Genomic DNA, 14,316 nt, shown 5'->3' with positions numbered 1-14,316 from the left:
ACTGCTCAGACCGCGCCCACGCTCGCGGTCGGAGCCGGCGTGGCGGCCAGGACCTCGTCGACCACCGAGGACGGCGGCCGCTGGCTGAGCTCCGCGTCCGGTGTGAGGACCAGGCGGTGGGCCAGGACGGGCTGGGCGACCTGCTTCACGTCGTCCGGCGTGGTGAAGGCCCGTCCGTCCGTGGCCGCGTAGGCACGGGCCGCGCGGACCAGGGCGATGCTGCCCCGCGGGCTGGCGCCGTACCGGACGGCGGTGTGCTCGCGGGTCGCGGCGGCCAGCTTCACGGCGTACGAGCTGATCGCCGGGTCGACGTGCACCGACCGGACGGCGGCGATCGCGTTGCGCAGGGCCGGTACGTCGATGACCGGGCTGAGCGAGTCCGGGCCGATCCGGCCGGTGTCGCCGAGCACGATCCGGACCTCGGCGTCGTGATCGGGGTACCCGATCTCGATCCGCATCAGGAACCGGTCCAGCTGCGCCTCGGGCAGCCGGTAGGTGCCCTCCATCTCGATCGGGTTCTGCGTGCCGATCACCAGGAACGGGTCCGGGACCGCGCGGGTGACGGAGTCGACGGTGACCCGGCGCTCGGCCATCACCTCGAGCAGCGCGGACTGCGTCTTCGGCGTCCCGCGGTTGATCTCGTCGGCCACCACCACGTTGGCGAAGATGCCGCCGGGGTGGAACTCGAACGCCTCGCTGCCCTGGTGGTAGACCATCACGCCGGTGATGTCGCCGGGCAGCAGGTCGGGGGTGAACTGGATCCGGTTCCAGCTGGCGTCGATGCTGCGCGCGATGCAGCGGGCCAGCGTGGTCTTGCCCAGCCCGGGCACGTCCTCGATCAGCAGGTGACCCTCGGCGAACAAGGCGGTCAGAGCCAGCCGGACCACCTCGGGCTTGCCGTGGATGACCCGTTGCAGGTTGTCCGCGACCAGCCGGTAGGCCTCACCGGGCGGAATCGTCGCACTCATCAGCTTCTCCACGTGAACTTGTTGGACGTGACGTCGTTCTCGCCAGGCGCGCTCGCCACTACCCAGACCTGCTGGCCGGGAGCATCCGTGGCGAACCGGTCGTCGATGGTGATCTCGCCGTTCTCGTCGGTGCGCAACTGCGCGCCCGGGTTGGACGGCTGCCACTGGGTGGTGAACGGCTGGAAGTCGTACAACGTGTTGGGCTTCAGGCCCCGGCCGACCACCTGGATGAAGGCGCAGCCGGGAGCCTCGCAGGCCCGCTCTCCGCCGCCGTGGGTGGTGGCCGCACCGCGCGAAGCGGTCAGGCGTGGCGACGTGCTGCTGCCACCACCGCCGACCACGATCGTCCGGACCGCCTGCTTGCCGAGCACATAGTTGCCCTGGGCATTGGTCGTGGTGGCCCGGACGGTGACGCGGTACGTCGCACCGCTGGTCAGCCCGCTGATCGTCGCCCTGGTCGACGTGGTGGAGTCACCCTTCGCCGTACCGCCACTCGTCCCCGTCGGGTTGGCCGCGATGTCGTAGCCCTGCAGGGTGGTGCCCTTCAGGTCCGGGCGGGTCCAGCTCAGGGTGACGCTGCTGCCGGACGTGGTGACCTGGAAGTTGCCAGGGGCATCCGGAGCTCCACCGGACGGCACCAGGCGCGCCGTACTGCTGCCCGGGCCGGTGCCGACGCGGTTGGTCGCGCGGACGGTGAACGTGTAGCCGGTGCCGTTGGTCAGGCCGGTGACGTTGCGGCTGCGGGCCGACGCACCGAGCCGGACGCTGCCGCCGTTCCAGCTCAGCGTGTACGACGTGACGGCGGCGCCGTTGGCGGCGGCTGCGTCCCAGCTCACCTGGACCGATCCGTTGCCGGCCTTGCCGGACACGCTGCGCGGCGCACCGGGGCGGCTCGCCTGCACCGTCGGCTTCGCCGGAGGGGTCGGCTTCTCGGGCGGCGGCTTCGGGCGGTCCGTGGTGGGCGGGTCTGCGGGCTCGTCAGGCTTGTCGGGCTGGTCCGGCTTGTCGTCGCCCGGCTTGCCGGTGGGCCTGCCGGTCGGACGATCAGTGGGCCGGTCCTGTGGCTTCGGGTCACCAGTTGTGGGCGGCTTCGGCGGCCGCGTCGTGGGCGGCGGCTGGACCGGGCGGTCCGGCGTACTGGGCTTGACCTTTGGCTTGATCGGCTGCGGGGTCTTGCGCTGGTCCGGCCGGGCCGCGTTGGTGTCGACCGCTGTCACATCGCCGGTGTCCTCGACGACCATCACCTGCTCGCCGGAGCGGCTGGCGACGTACAGGCGGGAGTCACCGCCGCGGTACAGGCCGGTCTGGTCCTGCGGGCCGGCCTTGGAGTCCTTGGACGGCGGCGGGATCTTGCGGGCGGCCCGCTCGTCGCCGTTGCGGTCCAGCGTGACCAGGGTGTCGGTGCTCTCGTCGATCAGCGCGAGACTGTTGCCGGAGGAGACGATCCGCTCGTACTTGCCCTTACGCAGCTGCTTGTGGACAGGAGGTGCGTCGGCCTTGCCGCTGGTCAGACCGGCCGCGTCGACCAGGTGCAGCAGGCTCTTGTGCGGATCGACGATGGCCAGCCGGCCGGTGACATCGTTCGGCGCGACGATCGCGTCCCGCGGCAGGTCGGCGATCGGCAGCATCACCTTGCGGCCAAGGCCACCGTCGTCGACGACGTACATCTCCCGGCCGGTGGTGTCGACGAAGACGACCTGGTTCGCTCCGACCACTGCCAGCGATCCGGTGTGGCCGCTGGGCAGCTCAGCCGGGCAGGCCAGCCGGTCCGCGTCCAGCGGCAGCAGGCAGAGCTGGCCGCTGTCCGGCCGGTGCACCCAGACCGTGCCGTCCGAGGTGACCACCGGAGGGCCGAGCGGTACGCCGACCTTGGCGGTCGCCACCTTCTCGCCGAACCGCACGATCTGGCCGCTCTGCCGGTAGACCGCGAAGGCGGCGCCGCCGGCCTCCAGTACGACGGGCAGCTCGTCGACCGGCGCGGGCAGCGGGTTCGCCACGTCGAGGCTCGACTTGCCGAACTGGAAGGTGCGGCCGCGGGACAGCACGTAGCCGTTCTGGTCGGACTCGACGACCTGCGTGCCCGGTCCGGCGCCCGGCAGCGGGATCTCCTGGTCGACGTTCTTGGTGGCGCCGTTGACGTGGAAGATCTTGCCGACCGTGGAGTTGTAGATGTACCGGCCGGGCTGGCTGAACTTCATGCCGGGCGACGCGTTGCCGGCTCCGGCGACGGCCACTCCGGTCACCGCGACACAGCCCGCCACCACTGCGGCCAGCGCAGCGCGGGAGCGCCGGTTCTCGCGTGCGGAGGGCGTGCGAGACCCCCGACGGGAGCCTCCCGTGACCGTCCGCAACGCCTCGGTGACAGACCTCACAGCGACGAGACTAGGTCATTGCCGGTACAGCCTCTGTCCAGATTCGATCCAGACTGAAACATCAGCGCTCGGCGACCGGGAGCCGGAACTCGAAGATCGCGCCGCCCTCGTCGCCGTTGTGCACCTTCAGGTCGCCACCGTGCGCGAGAGCGACCCACCGTACGACGGACAGCCCGATCCCGGCCCCGGCCGAACCGCTGCCCGCGGCGAACCGCTCGAACAGGTCGTCCCCGATCGCCGGGTCGATCCCCGGGCCCTGGTCGGCCACGGTGATCCGCCCGTCGGCCACCGTGACCGTCACGATCGCCTGGTCGGCGCCGGGCGCGCGGCCGTGCCGCATGGCGTTGTCCAGAAGGTTGCCGATGGCCCGTTGCAGCAGGACCGGGTCCGCCCGCACCATCGTCGGTGCGGTGACCAGCGAGACCCGGGCGGAGTCCGACGGGGTGTCCTCGACGACTACGGCGACCAGCTGGTCGAGCCAGACCAGTTGCATGCTCAGCTGCTCGACACCGGCAGCCAGCCGGGCCCGGACCAGCAGGCCGTCGATGATGTCGCCCATCCGGCCGGCCAGCCGTACGGTCCGGGGCAGCAGCTCGCCGCGCTGGTGGGGGTCCTGCATCGCCGTCTCGGCCAGGGCGCGGAGCGCGGCAACCGGCGTACGGAGGTCGTGGGCTGTTTCGGCCAGCAGGTTCTCCTGCTGCTCGAGAGCGGCCATGGCAGGGCGGATTGCTCGGCCGGAGACCCAGTAGCCGAGCAGAGCGGCCGCCAGGATCAGGACCGCGCAGACCAGCAGCACGGTGACGACCAGGCGTTGGTGGGCGGCCAGCTCGTCGTGGGTGTCGGTCCAGGCCACCACCGCACCGGCGTACTTGCCGCTGGAATCGCGGAACGGCTCGACGTCGACGCGGACCTGCCTGCCGCTGAGGGCCTTCCGGTCGGCGGACAGGCTCACGCCGTCGCTGACCGCCTTGGTGGCCAGCTCGTCGAGGACCTTGGGGTCCATCGGCGTGCATTCCTTCAGGCTGGTGTGCTGGTCGAACCGCGTCGCGCCGCCCGGCACGATGACGAACTGCGGGCAGGTCGAGTTCAGCGGGTCGCGGTTGACCGCGGTGAAGTCGATGCCGCCGCTCTCGTTGACCAGCCGCAGCACCGGGCCGGTGACGACGTCCAGCTGGTTGCTGATGTCGGCCTCGGTGCGCTGCGAGTCCAGCCGCAGGATCAGCGGGGCCAGCACGATCAGGCCGATCGTGTTCATCACCGTGAACACGACGGTGAGCCACCAGCGCAGGCGGCGCAGTCGCTCCGCAGCCGGACCGCGCATCAGACGCCGTCCGCGCTGATCAGCCGGTAGCCCTGGCCGCGGACCGCCTCGATCAGGTCCGGGGTCCGCAGCTTGCTGCGCAGCCGCCGGATGGTCGCGTCGACGACGTTCGACATCGGATCGGCGGCGGAGTCCCAGCAGTGCTCGATCAGCTCCGAGCGGGACACCGTCCGGTCCGGCCGGGTGATCAGGTACTCGAGCACGGCGAACTCCTTGGCGGTCAGGCCGAGCAGCACACCACCCCGCCTGACCTCTCGCCGGCCGGTGTCCATCTCGACGTCGGTGTAACGCAGTACGGGTGTCCGGCCGGTCCCGGCCCGGCGGCACAGGCTGAGCACCCGCGCGGTCAGCTCGGCCACGGCGAACGGCTTGACCAGGTAGTCGTCGCCGCCGTACTCGAAGCCGTCCACCCGGTCGGCCAGCGTGTCCAGGCCGGTCAGGAACAGCACCGGGACCGCCCAGCCCTGCTCCCGGCGGTGGCGAACATAGCGGATCGAGTCGCCGTCCGGCAGCAGGCGGTCGAACACGACGCAGTCGTAGGCGTTCACGAACAGCGCCTCGTCGGCGGCCGCGATCGTACCGGCCAGGTCGACCGCCAGCGCCGCCGAGCGCAGTGCCGCCGGGACCGCCACCTGCAGGTCCTCGTTGTCCTCTACCACCAGTACGCGCACTCGGGACCGCCCGTGTCATCGAAATGTCATCGTCCACCCGGATCGTATGTGTCATGAACGGTCACTCAGCGCACACACCGGCCCGGATCGCCTTCCGGGTGCTGGGCCCGCTCGAGGTCGACGGCCCGGACGGAGCCCCGCTGGACGTGTCCGGCGGCAAGCCCGCGACGATGCTCACGCTGCTCCTGCTGCACCGGAACGCGTGGGTCAGTACCGACCAGCTCATCGACGCGGTGTGGGCCGGACTGGACACGCCGGCGTCTGCGCAGCGCAACCTGAAGACCTACGCGTGGCAGCTGCGCCGGGCGCTGCCGGACGAGCGCATCGAGAGCCGTCCGGGCGCCTACCGCGTGCGGGTGCTTCCCGGTGAGCTGGACGCGGACGTGGCCGCCGAGCTCTCCGACCAGGCGCGCACTGCTCCGGCCGCCAAGGCTGTCTCGCTTTTGGAGCGTGCACTCGGCCTCTGGCGCGGCTGCCCGTACGACGGCCTGACGGGCGACGCGACGTCAGCCGTCGACCGGCTGACCGAGCTCCACCGCTCGCTGCGCGAAGACCTCGCCGACGCGTCGCTGACCCTCGGCCGCTCGACCGAAGCCATCACGCTGCTGAAGGCTCTCACCGACGAGGACCCGCTGCGCGAGCTCGCCTGGACCCGTCTGATGTCCGCCCTTCACCAGACGGGCCGCCGCCACGAAGCGCTGGCTGCCTACCAACGCGCTCGCACTGTCCTCGTCCGGGACCTGGGCATCGAGCCCGGCGCCGAGCTAACGCGGATCCACCAGCAGATCCTCACTGAGGAGCAGCCACTCCCCAGCACTGCACTTGTTCCGTCCAACCTTCCCGTTCGGATCTCCGGGTTTGTTGGAAGAGAGCAAGAGTTGGCCGCCGTCCGGGCCGCCGTTTCATCGGAGCGGGTCTGTGTGATCTCTGTCGACGGTATGGCCGGGATCGGCAAGACCGCCTTCGTGCTGGAAGCAGCCGCTGCCTTTCAGGATGTGGAGGCTCAGATCTGGAGTACCGGGCAACCGCGTGTACTCGGCCAGCGTGTGCTGCTGGTGCTGGAGGACGTCGAGGACGCCGGCCAAGTCCGTGACCTCATGCCCAACACCCCAGGGTCTGTTGTTCTCGTGACGAGCCGTCGCCGCCTGACCGGGCTCGACCGCGACCTGGCCATCACGCTCGAGCCACTGGACGACAGCGACGCCGTACGGATCACCGATTGCGAGCAGGCCCTCCGCTGGAACGCCGGTCACCCGGAAGCCCTTCGCCGCTTCGCCGAGCTGCTGGAAGGGCGCCCGCCGTGGACCGCCGCCCGCCTGGCCAACCGCCTCGACGACCAGGCGGCCCGCCAGCGCACCCTCGCTGGCCTGCTCGAACGGTTCGACTCGGTCTACGACTCGCTCCCGGCACCGGTCCGCCGGCTCTACCGCCTGCTGGGTCTCACACCGCAGTTCGACGTACGGCGGGCAGCGCGGCTGCTCGGCGCCGACCAGCAGGAGGTGGAACCGATGATCGACGAACTGCTCGACCAGCACCTCGTGTCGGAGCCCGCACCGGGCCGCTTCAGCCTGCACCCGGTCGTCCGCGACCACGCGCACCGGCTGCTGCTCGCCACCGAGTCCCCCGACGACCTGCTCTCCGCAGCGCAGCGCGCACGGCTCACCGGTCGCGCCGAGCTGGAGTTGGTCACCCCTGACGACCCGAGGGTCGCATGAGGCCCCCGGCCGCGGCCGCAGCGGCTCCCGAGCAGCAGGTCGTCTATGCACCGACCGCACGAGCCGTTCCCCAAGCAACCTCAATCGGTACGCCGATAGCCCGCACTGCTGCGGCCCCACAACGTCCCGCGCCGCAGCCAGTCGCTCTCAAGACCGCACTGACCGCTCCGGCAGCAGCACGCTCCTACCTGGTCGACCAGCCCCCCGCACCAGCCCCGGTGGTCGACAAGCTGGAGATCCCCGAACGAACGATCCGCGTCGGCCAGGTCGTCTGCTGGCAGATCGCCCTGCTCGCCGTCGGCGCCGCCACAGCCGGCTCTCGGCTCACTCTCATCCTCACCAGCGCCGCGGCGATCACGCTGGTCCTCCTGACCGCAGTCCGGGTCCGCGGCCTCTGGCTGTACCGCTGGGCCGCCGTACTGCTCACCTTCCTGTTCCGGCGCCGCCGGATCGACCTCGCCGGCGACACCGCGCTCAACCTCACGAGCGTGTTCCTCGGCCGCACCACGGTGAGCACCCTGACCATCCGCGACCAGCCGTACGGCGTACTCAGCCATCCCGGTGGAGTCCTGCTGGCACTCCGGGTCGGTGCTGACGCGCAGCACGAGCTGCTGCCGCGACTGGCCGCGCTGACCGAGTCGGTCGACGAGCAGCCGGTCGCAGTGTCGATGCAGCTCGTCCTGCACACCGGCATCAAGCAGAACCAGCCGCTGCGGGCCTGGATCGCCGTGGCCGCACAGCGCACGTCGGAGATCGCCACGGACGAGCAGGTCAACCAGGTGCTCACCAACACAGTCCGCCGTCTCGTACGCCGGTTCGACCGCGAGCAGGTCGAGAACATGCCGCTGGACGAGTCGGACGTACTGGCCTCGATCGGCGCACTGGCCCACGCCAACGCCGGCCGCGGTCAGGTCCGCGAGCGCTGGTCCACCTGGGCCGCCGGACCGGTCCTGCAGGTCGGTATCCGGCTCACCGGGTACGCCGCCCTGCCGGGGCCGCTCGCCCAGGCCCTGGTCGACACGCTGACCGGTACGGCGACCGGTGCCGCGCAGACGCTCGCCATCACCGTCACGGCTCCGCCCGACGGTCCCGAACCCGCCCAGCACGACGCCGTACTGCGCGTAGCCGCCTCACATCCGGCCACGCTCGACTCGGCGGTCAACGTCCTCACCTCACTGGCTCGCTCCTTCGGAGTGGAGCCGGAACGCCTCGACGGGCGGCACACCGCCGGTGTCGCCGCCACGCTACCTCTGGGGGTCGCTCTCTCATGACTGTCACCGTTCTGCACCGTCCCACTGCCTTCCATCACGTCCCCGCCCAGGACGGCATCGCCGCCCTGCTGGCCAGCGCCCAGGACGAGGTGATTGCCATGAGCAACCTGTCGCCGGCCGGTCCGGCGTTCGGGCCGCGCGACGTTCGCCCTGGCGTGCGGTACCGGGCCATCTACCCCGACACCGCCCGCACCGCGCCGGCGCTGTGCCGGCACCTCGTGGCGATGTCCGTGGCCGGTGTGGCCGTCCGGACCGTGCCGCAGGTCCCGCTGAACGGGCTGGTCGTCGACGGGCAGGCCGTCGTACTGCCTGCTGACACGTCCAACGGCAGTGTCGCCGTACTGCGGCTGAGCAGTGCGGTGGCCAGTACGACCGGGCTGTTCGAGCTGGTCTGGCCGGGAGCGGTCCCGCTGACCGACAGCGACGTACCGGGTGACGTCGACCTGGACGAGCGGAACCGGGAGATGCTCCGGCTGCTCGCGCTCGGCGTCACCGACGAGGTCGCGGCCGCCCAGCTCGGCATCTCGGTGCGGACCGTCCGCCGGATGGTCTCGCAGATCATGGGCCGGCTCGGTGCGCGCAGCCGGTTCCAGGCCGGGGTGAAGGCCGCCGACCGCGGCTGGCTGCTGGACCGGGCCAGCTGATGCGCGTCCTCACCGTCGCCGCGGACCGTCCCGGCGCGTACCCGACCATCGGCTCCGCTCTGCTCGAGGCGCCCGACGGAGCCACGGTCGCGATCGCTGCCGGGACGTACGCGGAGACGCTGGAGCTGAGCGGGCGAGCCGTCACGCTGCAGGCCGAGGCCGGCGGCGCCGTCGTACTGGATGGTGCGGGTGCGGACTGGCCGACGCTGCGCGCGGTGGACGGCGAGCTGACCCTGCGCGGCCTGGACATCCGGGCCGGCGACAACCTGGCCGTCTCGGTCGAGCGGACCGTGCTCACCGTCGAGCAGTGCGAGGTGCGCAGCAAGAGCCGGCCGGCGATCAGCGTGCACGCCAGTACGACGTTCACCGTCGACCGGTGCACGGTCAGCGGCGCCGAGACCGGGATCGTGGTCGAGGGCGCGAGCGGCCGGATCCTCGACACGACTGTCTCCGATGTCGCCGGCGACGGGATAGTCGTTGCCTTGGGCTCCGATCCGCTGATCCGTGGTTGCACGGTGAGCGGGTGCGGTGGGCGCGGGATCTACGTGTACCAGTACAGCCGTCCCGAGCTGACCGACACCGCGGTGTCGCGGACCGGCACCGATGGAATCGGGGTCGCGCACGGCAGTACGGCGACGATCCGCCGGGTCACCGTCGAGGACACCCGCGGCCATGGGATCGCGTTCACTCCCGGCTGCGGCGGAACGGTCGAGGGCTGCCGGACCGAGAACACCGGCCTGGCCGGACTGCTGATTCCCGACGGTGCGGCAGTCGAGGTGATCGAGAAGGCGTCCGCGCGGCCGACCGACACCGACGGGCCGCTGGACCAACTGCTCGGCGACCTGGACGAGATGGTCGGGCTGCCAGGCGTGAAGGCCGAGGTGCACGCGCTGGTCGACGAGATCCAGGTGAACGAGTGGCGGCGCGCAGCCGGGCTGTCGGTCGGCGCGGTCAGCCATCACCTGATCTTCGCCGGGGCTCCTGGCACCGGGAAGACGACCGTCGCACGCCTGTACGGCAAGCTGCTGAAGGCGCTCGGCGTACTGCCGCACGGTGAGTTCACCGAGGTCTCCCGCCGCGACCTGGTCGGCCAGTACATCGGCCACACCGCCGAGAAGACCGCGACGGTGTTCGAGAAATCCCTCGGTGGGGTCCTCTTCATCGACGAGGCCTACACGCTGTCCCGCTCGGCGGGCAGCGGCGGCGACTTCGGCCAGGAGGCGATCGACGCGCTGGTGAAGCTGATGGAGGACCACCGCGACGAGATCGCGATCATCGTGGCCGGCTACACGACCGAGATGAACGACTTCCTCGACGCCAACCCCGGCCTCGCGTCCCGCTTCTCCAAGACCATCGAGTTCGAGAACTACTCCGCCCCCGAGCTCCTCCTGATCACCGACCGCATGGTCACCGCCGGCGACTACCACCTCGACCCCGCCGCCGCCGACCCGCTCACGACGTACTACGACCAGATCGCCCGAACGCCCAACTTCGGCAACGCCCGAGAAGCCCGCCGCCTCGTCGAAACCATCCGCAAAGCCCAGTCCCAACGCCTCAGATCCTTGGGCCGCATGCCCACCACCGACGAACTACGCAGCCTGCTCGCCGCCGACGTCCGCTCAGCCGCCGGCCACCCTCTCCAGGTCGTTGCTGAAGGCCCGTAGATCGACCGTGAGCCCTGCTGGTCGTTCGACGGTGGACAGGTGCTGGCGGGCTCGATCCGGTACGGCGCGCAGCACGTGGGCGACGGCGGACCGGCGCGAGTTCCCGGCGTCGTAGTCGACCATCAGCAGGTCGGTCCCGCCGCCGGCCATCAGCCTGGGCATCGGCTCGCCCCGGAACCACGGCGCGAGCTCGTCCCCGCCTGCCTCGGTCCACCGCCGGATCAATCGCCTGAACGCCGCCTCCCGCCGTACGGCCGAAGTCGCCGCGACCACGTCCCGCCCGGCCCCGGCGAACGCCCGCGCCACCGCGTTCACCGGAATCCACGCCTCCGCCGGCGACGATGCCATCACCCGGACCTCCAGCATCGCGCTGCTCACCAGGTTCTCCGCATGCGTTGCCGCAGCACCCAGCGACTGACGGGTGCGGGGAAGATCGCGCGCCGGCCGGACTGTCGGTGGGGTGACTGCGTCGGCGGCCTGCCCGGCGCGTGACAAGTACCAGTCCTGGTCGTCGATCCACACCGAAGCCTCGGCACCTCGCAGCAGTCCACCGCCCAGCCGCACTCCACCGTCAGGCAGCAGTTCGAGCCCGGCGACGTCCTCGACGTTCACGAGGCCTTTGCTCAGCCGGCCGAGCTTGATAGCCAGCTCGGCCGGCTCCTCGGCGGAGCCGGCAAAACGCCGCTCGACGGCGACCACAACCCGCCCACACAGCCCGCCACCGGACCGCTCGACCACCAGCCGACGCAGGATCGCCGTCGACAGGTCGTAGTCGTCGACCACCTCCGGTGACAGCGGCTCGGGTATCGCTCTGACGCGTCCGAGGTAGTCGCGGTGACGGGTCGGAGGCAAGGTCGCGTGCGGGTCGGGCAGCTCGCCGGTCCCACCGAACAAGCGATAGGCGTTGTCGCACCAGAAGTCCGCCGACGCCTGCATGGCCGGGCGGTCGAAGTGCTGCGGATCGGCCGACGCGGTGGCGATCAGCACGAGGTCCTGGTCCAGCGCGTCACCCCAGGTCTTCAGCATGGTCCTCACGGCGCCAGCATCTCACCGGGTGGGTGAGAGGCCGGGGCCGAAGGAGTAGTGGAGGATCTGGCCCATGCGGGCCAGGGGTGGGACGGCTCGGGTCAGCCGGAGTTGGGCTTTGAGGGAACGGGAGAGGCGGTCCTCGTAGCCGGGTGGGACGAAGTCGGGGGCGGTGAGGATGTCGAGCGGGGTGAGGCCCAGGGGCTCGAGTTCGCGGGCGTTGTCGACGCCCCAGCCGAGGGTGGCGTGGGAGCGGCGGACGAGGGCGCTGAAGAGCGCGGGGGCGGCCATCCGGTCGAGATACATGGTGAGGCCCTCGGCGACGACGAAGGTGGGACGGTCGGTGGGGAGCTCGTCGATCCAGTCCAGGTGAGTGACCGAGCTCCCGATCATCTTGTACGACGGGCGCTCGTCGTACAGGCGTTCGCGCAGGGCGACGGTCTCGGCGTAGTCGAGGTCGTACCAGAGCACCGAGTCCGGTGGGTCGAGCCGCTGGACGCGCGTGTCGAGCCCGCAGCCGAGGTGGACAACGAGGGCACCTCACCGGGTGGGTGAGGCGCGTCGGTGAAGCGCACCTAGCTATCAGAAATTTCTGATAGTTCTACAGGTGCGCTCCACCCGACGGAGCTAGCTCAGGACCTTCTTCTCGTCCCGAGACTTACGGTCGTGGCTCGCGGCGCGGCGCTCGACCGGTTGGTGTTCGGTGCGTGGTGCCGGGCAGACCGGGCCGCGGCGGATCGGTCCGCCACCCAGTCGCCTGCTCTTCCACTGCTTCTCGTCGTAGTCGTAGTAGGTGTCGGTCCCTCCAACGCTCACAGCCGTCCTCCCTGTCACCCCCCGGTGACCCCCCTCCTGCTGCCTTCTCAACAGGCGGTACCCACCCACAGTCCGTCACCAGACCCCTGCAACACAAGGGATTGACGAAACTGTGTTGCTCCTGATCAAACCGCCCAGATAGCCACGGAACGACCGGAAAGCGCTACTCCGTCGATGACCAGGTCACTCGTACCGAAAGTCATCACCTCGTACGACGGAACGCCGTCGACCGGAACCACCCGATCTTCCTCACCAAGGTTCACCACCACCCGCAGCGATCCCCGGCTCACCACGAGCCAATCCAGGCCCGACGCGACCGACGCCGAACCGATCCGGTCGTCGCGCAGATCGTCGTTGCGCGCCCGCAACGCCAGCAGATCGCGGTACCAGGCCAGCAGCTCGCGATGCGGCGACTGGTCCACCTCGTTCCAGTCCAGCACCGACGACCGCCACGTCTCCGGGTCCTGCGGATCCGGGATCTCCTCGGCGTCCCACCCGAACGCTGCGAACTCGCTTCGCCGCCCGTTCCGCACCGCGTCGGCCAGCTCCGGCTCGTCGTGGTCGGTGAAGAACCGCCACGGCGTCGACGCGCCCCACTCCTCGCCCATGAACAGCATCGGCGTGTACGGCGAAGTGATCACCAGCGCCGCACCGATCGCCAGCTGGCCCGGCGTCAACGCCGGCCGGTCGCCCAGCGCGCGGTTGCCCACCTGGTCGTGGTTCGAGGTGTACGCGAGGAACTCCGACCCCCGGTGCTTCCCCGGGTCCACCGGCCGTCCCCAGTCCTTCCCGCGGAACGACGAGTACGACCCGTCGTGCAGGAACACCTGGGTGAGCGTCTTGGCGAACACCCCGGGCTGTGCGAAGTCCTCGTAGTACCCGGCCCGCTCACCAGTCAGCAGCGTGTGCAGGGCGTGGTGGAAGTCGTCACTCCACTGGGCGGTCATCCCCAGTCCGCCGTCGGCCACCGGCGTCACCATGGCCGGGTCGTTCAGGTCCGACTCGGCCACGAGCCCCAGCGGCCGGCCCAGCTCCGCGGAGAGCGCAGCCGTCTCGTGCGAGAGCTGCGCGAGCAGGTGCTGCGGACTGTCGTCCTGCAGAGCGTGTACGGCGTCCAGCCGCAGCGCGTCCAGGTGGAAGTCCCGGAACCACCGCAGCGCGTTGTCGAGGATCCAGCGGCGGACTTCAGGAGAGCCCTGGTCGTCCAGGTTGACCGCCGGTCCCCATGGCGTCGTGTGCTTGTCGGTGAAGTACGGCCCGAACGAGCCCAGGTAGTTCCCCGACGGCCCGAGGTGGTTGTAGACGACGTCCAGGCAGACCGCCAGCCCGACCGCGTGACACCGGTCGACGAACTGCTGCAACGCTTCCGGCCCGCCGTACGGCGCGTGGACGGCGTACAGGTCGACACCGTCGTAGCCCCAGCCGTGCGTGCCCGGGAAGGCCGCCACCGGCAGCAGCGACACCACCTGGACGCCGAGCGCGACCAGGTAGTCCAGGTGACCGGCCGCAGCCTCCAGCGTGCCCTCGGGAGTGAAGGTCCCCAGGTGGAGCTCGTAGAACACCGCGCCGCGCACATCCCGGCCGGACCAGGCCGAGTCGCTCCAGCCGAAGCGACTCGCGTCGAACACCCGGCTCGGCCCGTGCACGCCCTCGGGTTGCCAGGCGCTGCGCGGGTCGGGCATCGGGTCGCGGCCGTCGACGGAGAACGCGTAGTCCGTCCCGTGCCCGGCGTCGGCCACCTCCACCGACCACCAGCCGTCAGTCAGCGTCATTTCGACCAACGACTCACCCAGCACCAGCGAAACAACAGACGCGTCAGGCGCCCAGACAGAGAAGGTGTGCATGCGG

Annotated in this window: 11 protein-coding genes and 1 pseudogene; 4 read left to right on the top strand and 8 right to left on the bottom strand. The window is 70.7% G+C overall.

Features of this window, described 5'->3' with window-relative positions; all coding sequences use genetic code 11:
• Nucleotides 1-5: 5 nt before the first annotated feature.
• The 4 genes from ACYVIO_RS10305 to ACYVIO_RS10290 form a co-directional block, all read right to left on the bottom strand.
• Nucleotides 6-968: an AAA family ATPase gene (locus tag ACYVIO_RS10305; RefSeq protein WP_460650443.1), complete on the bottom strand. Its 963-nt coding sequence runs from the start codon at nt 966-968 to the stop codon at nt 6-8.
• Nucleotides 968-3,340 (bottom strand): fibronectin type III domain-containing protein, encoded by a 2,373-nt coding sequence (locus ACYVIO_RS10300; protein ID WP_460650442.1) that lies wholly within the window; start codon nt 3,338-3,340, stop codon nt 968-970. The genes ACYVIO_RS10305 and ACYVIO_RS10300 overlap by 1 nt, the downstream gene beginning before the upstream one ends.
• Nucleotides 3,341-3,401: 61 nt before the next feature.
• Nucleotides 3,402-4,661 (bottom strand): sensor histidine kinase, encoded by a 1,260-nt coding sequence (locus tag ACYVIO_RS10295; protein WP_460650441.1) that lies wholly within the window; start codon nt 4,659-4,661, stop codon nt 3,402-3,404.
• Nucleotides 4,661-5,332, bottom strand: a complete 672-nt coding sequence (locus tag ACYVIO_RS10290; RefSeq protein ID WP_460650440.1) for a response regulator transcription factor — start codon at nt 5,330-5,332, stop codon at nt 4,661-4,663. Before ACYVIO_RS10290 ends, ACYVIO_RS10295 begins: the two co-directional genes overlap by 1 nt.
• A 53-nt stretch (nt 5,333-5,385) precedes the next feature.
• Between ACYVIO_RS10290 and ACYVIO_RS10285 the strand changes: the two genes are divergently transcribed.
• The 4 genes from ACYVIO_RS10285 to ACYVIO_RS10270 are packed head-to-tail and all read left to right on the top strand — an operon-like array spanning nt 5,386 to nt 10,626.
• Nucleotides 5,386-7,047: a BTAD domain-containing putative transcriptional regulator gene (locus ACYVIO_RS10285; RefSeq protein ID WP_460650439.1), complete on the top strand. Its 1,662-nt coding sequence runs from the start codon at nt 5,386-5,388 to the stop codon at nt 7,045-7,047.
• A complete protein-coding gene (locus tag ACYVIO_RS10280; protein WP_460650438.1) occupies nt 7,044-8,318 on the top strand; it encodes a hypothetical protein in 1,275 nt (424 codons plus the stop codon). The genes ACYVIO_RS10285 and ACYVIO_RS10280 overlap by 4 nt, the downstream gene beginning before the upstream one ends.
• A complete protein-coding gene (locus ACYVIO_RS10275) occupies nt 8,315-8,962 on the top strand; it encodes a helix-turn-helix transcriptional regulator (RefSeq protein ID WP_460650437.1) in 648 nt (215 codons plus the stop codon). The genes ACYVIO_RS10280 and ACYVIO_RS10275 overlap by 4 nt, the downstream gene beginning before the upstream one ends.
• Entirely contained in the window at nt 8,962-10,626 is a 1,665-nt protein-coding gene (locus tag ACYVIO_RS10270; protein WP_460650436.1) for a right-handed parallel beta-helix repeat-containing protein, read from the top strand. Before ACYVIO_RS10275 ends, ACYVIO_RS10270 begins: the two co-directional genes overlap by 1 nt.
• On the opposite strand, the gene ACYVIO_RS10265 is transcribed toward ACYVIO_RS10270, so the two are convergent.
• From ACYVIO_RS10265 to treZ, 4 genes and pseudogenes are all read right to left on the bottom strand, one after another.
• On the bottom strand, nt 10,582-11,661 hold the full coding sequence (locus ACYVIO_RS10265; protein WP_460650435.1) for a hypothetical protein: 1,080 nt from the start codon (nt 11,659-11,661) through the stop codon (nt 10,582-10,584). The genes ACYVIO_RS10270 and ACYVIO_RS10265 overlap by 45 nt on opposite strands.
• 12 nt (nt 11,662-11,673) lie before the next feature.
• A pseudogene (locus ACYVIO_RS10260) lies at nt 11,674-12,171 on the bottom strand (class I SAM-dependent methyltransferase); the annotation flags it as partial.
• 108 nt (nt 12,172-12,279) lie between these two features.
• Nucleotides 12,280-12,468, bottom strand: coding sequence for a hypothetical protein (locus ACYVIO_RS10255; RefSeq protein WP_460650434.1), 189 nt, complete (start codon nt 12,466-12,468; stop codon nt 12,280-12,282).
• Between the two features lie 125 nt (nt 12,469-12,593).
• On the bottom strand, nt 12,594-14,312 hold the full coding sequence (treZ, locus tag ACYVIO_RS10250; protein ID WP_460650433.1) for a malto-oligosyltrehalose trehalohydrolase: 1,719 nt from the start codon (nt 14,310-14,312) through the stop codon (nt 12,594-12,596).
• Nucleotides 14,313-14,316 lie beyond the last annotated feature (4 nt).

Source organism: Kribbella endophytica, from assembly GCF_054781295.1.
The sequence above is the reverse complement of the archived record's forward strand: the minus strand, read 5'-3'. Positions and strand labels throughout refer to the sequence as shown.

Coding starts and splice junctions, on each gene's coding strand:
- ACYVIO_RS10305 (WP_460650443.1), bottom strand. CDS start 968: ATGAGTGCGACGATTCCGCCCGGTGAGGCCTACCGGCTGGTCGCGGAC.
- ACYVIO_RS10295 (WP_460650441.1), bottom strand. CDS start 4,661: ATGCGCGGTCCGGCTGCGGAGCGACTGCGCCGCCTGCGCTGGTGGCTC.
- ACYVIO_RS10285 (WP_460650439.1), top strand. CDS start 5,386: ATGAACGGTCACTCAGCGCACACACCGGCCCGGATCGCCTTCCGGGTG.
- ACYVIO_RS10280 (WP_460650438.1), top strand. CDS start 7,044: ATGAGGCCCCCGGCCGCGGCCGCAGCGGCTCCCGAGCAGCAGGTCGTC.
- ACYVIO_RS10275 (WP_460650437.1), top strand. CDS start 8,315: ATGACTGTCACCGTTCTGCACCGTCCCACTGCCTTCCATCACGTCCCC.
- ACYVIO_RS10270 (WP_460650436.1), top strand. CDS start 8,962: ATGCGCGTCCTCACCGTCGCCGCGGACCGTCCCGGCGCGTACCCGACC.
- treZ (WP_460650433.1), bottom strand. CDS start 14,312: ATGCACACCTTCTCTGTCTGGGCGCCTGACGCGTCTGTTGTTTCGCTG.